Source organism: Micromonospora sp. S4605, from assembly GCF_003176715.1.
Taxonomy (GTDB): domain Bacteria; phylum Actinomycetota; class Actinomycetes; order Mycobacteriales; family Micromonosporaceae; genus Micromonospora; species Micromonospora echinaurantiaca.
The window spans coordinates 1-5,400 of sequence record NZ_QGSW01000427.1; the positions used below are offsets into that span (position 1 = coordinate 1).

Sequence of the window (5,400 nt, forward strand, 5' to 3'; positions counted from 1 at the left end):
GACGGCGGTGACGGGGGGGGCGGCGGGGGCGCGGGGGGCGGCGGGCGCGGCTGCGGTCCGGGCCGGGGCTGCGACGGCGGCGGTGGCCGGGACGAGCAGGGTGGCGGCGGTGGCGAGGGCGGCGGCGGTGACGATCTTTCGGAGCAGCATGGCTGCACCTCCGGCGGGAGGCACCCGGCGAACCGGGGAGACGGGTGGGGTGTCCGATCGACCGTGCGACGATGATGCGCGTCACAATCCAGAAACGTCAATGCAAAGTTACGCGCTGGTAACCCGTTGTTCCGCGAAGCATGCAAACCGGCATTTCGCCTCGGGTATCTCCACAAGGGATCGTCGCTTTCCCCTGCCGCGCAAAGGATTGCCCAGCCACACCCCGCGGCCTGCCCCACTGGCACCCGTGGGCGGGCGACCCCGGCCACCGGCCCGGCGTGACCCTGGAGCCGGCCGGGGCGATTGAAAGGGGACCGTCGGTCGACGGCTCTACGGCTCGACGGCGAGGGGTCGCTGCTGGTCGACCCCCTGAGCGGCCGGCCGGCCAGGGTCAGCCGACTGGCCGCCGGAGGCCGTCGAGGGCGATGCCGAGCACCCGGTCGCGCTGCTCCGGCGCGGTGAACTGGGCCATGGTCAGACCGCTGATCAGCCGCAGCACGTCGTCGAAGGAGACGTCCGGCCGCACCGCGCCGGCGTCCTGAGCCCGGCGCAGCATGGGCTCGCCGGCCGCGTAGATCTCGGTGCGGCAGGTACGGAAGACCTCGGAGTCGTGCACCAGTTCCTCGGCGAGCGCCCGCTTGGTGGCCACGTAGCCGACGAACCGGTGCAGCCACGCGACCAATGCGTCCCACGGCGGCAGGCCGGCCAGGTCGGTCGCGGAGCGGGACAGTGCCTGGACCTCGTCGACGTAGACCGCCTCGAAGAGATCGCGCCGGGTCGGGAAGTGCCGGTAGAGGGTGCCGATGCCGACCTTGGCCCGCCGGGCGACCTCCTCCAGCGAGGCGCCGGCCCCGGCCTCGGCGAAGGACTCCCGGGCGGCGGCGACCAGGGCGTCATAGTTGCGCCGGGCGTCGGCCCGCTTGGGGCGCCGCGCGAAGACCGCCGGCAAGTGTTCACCGCCGGTCATGGCGTACGTCACCCCTCGTCGGTTGCATGCGGAGGCAGCCCTCCGCTAGCTTAGTGGAGGCACCCCTCCGGAACTGACCGGAGCCGTGCCTCCGGATAGCGTACTCCGGCTCCGGCCCGATCCCGCGCGCGATCGACGGCCCACCGACCACCCGCCGGGCGGCCACCGTCGCCGGCTCCCGTACCTCGACTCCTGGAGTCCCACCGTGGCAGTGACACTCCGACGCGGCTCGCGTCGGCTGACGTTCCTCGTCCTCGCCGCCGGCACCGGGTTCTTCGCGATGCTTCAGTCGCTGATCACCCCGGTGCTGCCCACCATCCAGCACGACCTGCACACCTCGCAGAACACCGTCACCTGGGTGCTGACCGCGTACCTGCTCTCGGCATCGATCTTCACACCGATCCTCGGCCGGGTCGGCGACATGGTCGGCAAGGGGCGGATGCTCGTCGTCTCGCTGGCCGCGCTCGCCGTCGGCTGCCTGCTCGCGGCGGTCGCGCCCAGCATCGGGGTGCTGATCGCCGCCCGCGTCGTCCAGGGCATCGGCGGCGCGGTCTTCCCGCTCGCCTTCGGCATCATCCGCGACGAGTTCCCCGCCGCGCGGGTCTCCTCGGCCGTCGGCGTCATCTCCGCGATCATCGCCGCCGGCAGCGGCGTGGGCGTGGTACTGGCCGGGCCGATCGTCGCCGCGCTCGACTACCGCTGGCTGTTCTGGATTCCGATGGTGGTGGTCGGCCTGACCGCGCTGGCCGCGCACCGCTTCGTGCCCGAGTCGCCGGTACGCACCCCGGGCCGGATCAGCTGGCTCGCCGCGGTGCTGCTCTCCGCCGGCCTGGTGGCGCTGCTGCTGCCGATCAGCAAGGCCACCACCTGGGGCTGGACCTCCGGGCCGGTGCTCGGGCTGCTGGCGCTCGCCGCCGTGCTGCTGGCCGGCTGGCTGGTGGCCGAGGTCCGCTCCCGGAACCCGCTGATCGACATGCGGATGATGCGGCTGCCGTCGGTCTGGACGACCAACCTGGCCGCCCTGCTCTACGGCGGGTCGATGATGGCCCTCTTCGCCTTCCTGCCGCAGTTCGCCCAGACCCCCACCGTCGCCGGGTACGGCTTCGGCGCCAGCGTCACCGAGGCCGGCCTGCTGATGCTGCCGATGCTGGTCACCATGTTCCTGGCCGGCGTGGTCAGCGGCCGGCTGGCGGCCCGGTTCAGCGCCAAGGCCCAGTTGGTCAGCGGCGCCGCGATCAACGCCGTGGCGCTCGCCCTGCTGACCGTCGCGCACGACGCCCGCTGGCAGGTCGCCCTCACCGCCGGCCTGTTCGGGGTCGGGGTCGGGCTGGCGTTCGCCTCGATGGCCAACCTGGTGGTGCAGAACGTCCCGGTCGGGCAGACCGGCGTGGCGTCCGGGATGAACGCCAACATCCGTACCATCGGCGGCGCGATCGGCGCGGCCGTGGTGAGCGGCATCATCACCGCCCACCCGCAGGCCAACGGCCTGCCCCGGGAGGCCGGCTTCACGCTCGGCTTCGGTGTGCTCACCGCCCTGGCGCTGGCCGCCATGGCCGCGGCGCTGGCCGTCCCGTCCGGCCGCCGCCGGGTGACCAAGGAGCCGACGGCCCTCGGCGTGCCGGGCGGTGCGGACGAGCTGGTGCCGGTCCCGGCGGCGCAGTAACTCACCAGGGCCAAGTGCTTCGGCCCCGGCACCCGCCCCCCACGGCGGGCCGGGGCCGACGGCATACGATCATCAGCGTGACCCGCGCCCTCGTGCTGATCGACCTGATGCCCCGGATCATCGCCCTGAACCTGGCTCCGCATACCGGCGCCGAGGTCCTCGACCGGTGCCGGCGGCTCGCCGCCGCGTTCCGGACGGCGGGCGAACCGGTGGTGCAGGTCGGGGTCGAGCGGCCGGGCGTCGCCGAGCAGCCGCCCGGCAGCGACTTCGCCGAGGACCTGGTCGCCCCCGGCGACATCGTGGTGGTCAAGCGCACCGTCGGCGCCTTCCACGACACCGACCTGGACGAGCAGCTGCGCCGGCGCGGGGTCGACACCGTCGTGCTCGCCGGCCTGGTGACCACGATGGGCGTCGAGTCGACCGCCCGCGCGGCCAGCGACCACGGCTACGAACTGGAGTTCGTCGCCGACGCGATGTCCGGCTTCGCCGCCGACGAGCACGAGTTCGCGATCGGCCGGATCTTCCCCCGGTTCGGCACCGTCCGGGGCACCGCCGACTACCGCTGAGCCGGCTACCCTGGCCCGATGGCCGACACCATTGAGGACAGCCCGGTCGGTTGGGTCGCCAGCCACGTGCGGCGCTACCTGGAGACCGACGGCGCCGACGGCGGGAAGTACCACGGCTACGACGCCCTGCTGCTCACCACCCGGGGACGCCGCTCCGGCACGCTGCGCCGGACCGCCCTGATCTACGGGCGCGACGGCGACCGCTACCTGCTGGTCGCCTCCAACGGCGGGGCGGCGCGGCACCCGAACTGGTACCTGAACCTGTGCGCCGACCCCGAGGTGCGGGTGCAGGTGGGCGCGGAGAAGTTCGCGGCCCGGGCGCGCACCGCCACCGGCGAGGAACGGGACCGGCTGTGGCAGGTGATGACCAAGGTCTTCCCGACGTACGCCCGCTACCAGCAACAGACCGACCGCGAAATCCCCGTGGTGGTCGTCGAACGATCCTGAGCGCGGCACCCCCTGATCAGCGCTGACTGCCGCTGCGCGGCTTCGGCGCTATGAGGCGGGAGATCTGGGCCCTGTGCGGGGGGATGACCTGGTAGCCGAGGCGTTGCAGTTCGGCCTGGGCGGTTCCGGTGTTGCGGCGGACCACTGCGGCGATCTGCTTACGACGGTATTCCCGCCGGGTGCTGTTCAGCGCTTCGCGCCAGCCGTCCTTCGGCCGGACGAGGCCTTCGACAATGAGGCACTCCAGCAGATCCTCCAGCGCCGGCCGAAACCTGCGCCCACCCACCGGAAGATGGACTTTGTGCAGCCCATTTACCGGCTTACGGCCCAACTCCGCCAGCAGGGTCTCGAAGGTGGGGTGGGCGGCACAGACCTGAATGTGTGCCTCGGTGTAACGATCTTTCTCGCGTTCGTAGTCGTAGTGCAGAAGCAGGTCCGGTGGGTCGTCCCCGACATACAGGCCACACACGGAGCCTTGAACGGTCAGAAACCTTGCCTCGTCGTCGTCCAACTTCAGGAAGCACTGGACGTCCAGCCAGATGCTGGTCTGCCCGGCAGTTCGCATCCGCACCGGTGTCGAGGTCAGTGCGTCGAGTTGGGTACCGACGACCGCCTGCTCGGTGGAGATCTTGGCCCCAACGCGTGCGTGATCGCAGACGGTTCTGTTGAGAAGCGACTGCAGCGTATCCGCGAATTGTCTGGCCTGGGGCTGTAGCCCGCTACGGCTGCGTGTCACCGATGGACATCCACAGCTTCTGCGCCTCCAGGGAACTGAAATCGCGGCGACGAGCCATGTCGGCGAGTTGCTGATAGGTCAGGTGCAGCTTCGCCAGAGATCTCCGCACCGCGTCCTGCCATTCGGCCGGACTGAGTTCGACGACTACCGGTCCGGGCATCTGCGTCGGTGCGGTGGTCACCGTAACCCTCCTCAGAGCGCACATCGAGCTCGCTGGACAGGCTCATGCTATCGACACCGAGAGCCAAGTTCCACCCTGGGTGAAGACGGGTCAGCTCAACGTGACCACCGGGGCTGGTGACTGATGCCTGGCATCGGTGTTCGAGTGCCTGGCATCGGTGTTCGAGCAGGTCGACTCACCATCCACGGCGTCAGCGGTCGGCGACGAAGACGCCGACGCCAGGCACCCCCACCACCAGGCCCTCGGCTTTGAGGGTCAGCATCGCGTTGCGCACCACGATGGCGGAGACGCCGTGGATCTGGCAGAGCTGCGAGGTCGACGGCAGCTTCTCCCCGGGTGACAACTCGCCCGAGGCGATCTGCTTGCGGATGTGCTCGGCAAGCTCAACCCACTTGGGGCTTGGCGGCATAGCGGTACTCCCTGGTCAGCACCGCCATTTGACCACTCCTCATCTTGTTATCGCAAGTGATACCTTGACTGCGATAGCTTGTTATCCTAGGCTCCGAACTGACCGGCTCCCTGGTCAGCACCCTTGGAGTTGGTTCTTCCCCACCGCGCAGAGCGCCCGGTCGGTCGACCCCCGAACGGCCGGCCGGGCGTGCCGTGGCCTACTCAGCCACGCCGACCGACGTCAACCGCACGGCGACCTCGGACAGGAGCCCACCCGTGGACGACCTCCCCCACCACGAC

The 5,400-nt window shown here is 70.8% G+C and carries 7 protein-coding genes; 3 read left to right on the forward strand and 4 right to left on the reverse strand.

Features of this window, described 5'->3' with window-relative positions; all coding sequences use genetic code 11:
* Positions 1-541: 541 nt before the first annotated feature.
* Positions 542-1,117 (reverse strand): TetR/AcrR family transcriptional regulator, encoded by a 576-nt coding sequence (locus tag DLJ47_RS33200; RefSeq protein WP_109906046.1) that lies wholly within the window; start codon positions 1,115-1,117, stop codon positions 542-544.
* Between the two features lie 205 nt (positions 1,118-1,322).
* Between DLJ47_RS33200 and DLJ47_RS33205 the strand changes: the two genes are divergently transcribed.
* From DLJ47_RS33205 to DLJ47_RS33215, 3 genes are all read left to right on the forward strand, one after another.
* The gene (locus DLJ47_RS33205) at positions 1,323-2,780 is read left to right on the forward strand and encodes an MFS transporter (RefSeq protein WP_199236102.1); all 1,458 of its coding nucleotides are present in this window, start codon (positions 1,323-1,325) and stop codon (positions 2,778-2,780) included.
* A gap of 77 nt (positions 2,781-2,857) precedes the next feature.
* A complete protein-coding gene (locus DLJ47_RS33210) occupies positions 2,858-3,346 on the forward strand; it encodes an isochorismatase family protein (RefSeq protein WP_109906048.1) in 489 nt (162 codons plus the stop codon).
* A gap of 18 nt (positions 3,347-3,364) precedes the next feature.
* A complete protein-coding gene (locus DLJ47_RS33215; RefSeq protein WP_109906050.1) occupies positions 3,365-3,793 on the forward strand; it encodes a nitroreductase family deazaflavin-dependent oxidoreductase in 429 nt (142 codons plus the stop codon).
* A gap of 16 nt (positions 3,794-3,809) precedes the next feature.
* On the opposite strand, the gene DLJ47_RS33220 is transcribed toward DLJ47_RS33215, so the two are convergent.
* The 3 genes from DLJ47_RS33220 to DLJ47_RS33230 all read right to left on the reverse strand — a co-directional run bounded on the left by DLJ47_RS33220 (position 3,810) and on the right by DLJ47_RS33230 (position 5,119).
* A complete protein-coding gene (locus DLJ47_RS33220) occupies positions 3,810-4,529 on the reverse strand; it encodes a hypothetical protein (RefSeq protein WP_146228262.1) in 720 nt (239 codons plus the stop codon).
* Positions 4,513-4,710 (reverse strand): hypothetical protein, encoded by a 198-nt coding sequence (locus tag DLJ47_RS33225; protein ID WP_146228263.1) that lies wholly within the window; start codon positions 4,708-4,710, stop codon positions 4,513-4,515. The genes DLJ47_RS33220 and DLJ47_RS33225 overlap by 17 nt, the downstream gene beginning before the upstream one ends.
* Before the next feature lie 190 nt (positions 4,711-4,900).
* Entirely contained in the window at positions 4,901-5,119 is a 219-nt protein-coding gene (locus DLJ47_RS33230; RefSeq protein ID WP_109906056.1) for a winged helix-turn-helix domain-containing protein, read from the reverse strand.
* Positions 5,120-5,400 lie beyond the last annotated feature (281 nt).

What these genes read in the sequence shown, in the direction of transcription:
- DLJ47_RS33200 (WP_109906046.1), bottom strand. Translation starts at nt 1,117, where the DNA reads ATGACCGGCGGTGAACACTTGCCGGCGGTCTTCGCGCGGCGCCCCAAG.
- DLJ47_RS33215 (WP_109906050.1), top strand. Translation starts at nt 3,365, where the DNA reads ATGGCCGACACCATTGAGGACAGCCCGGTCGGTTGGGTCGCCAGCCAC.
- DLJ47_RS33230 (WP_109906056.1), bottom strand. Translation starts at nt 5,119, where the DNA reads ATGCCGCCAAGCCCCAAGTGGGTTGAGCTTGCCGAGCACATCCGCAAG.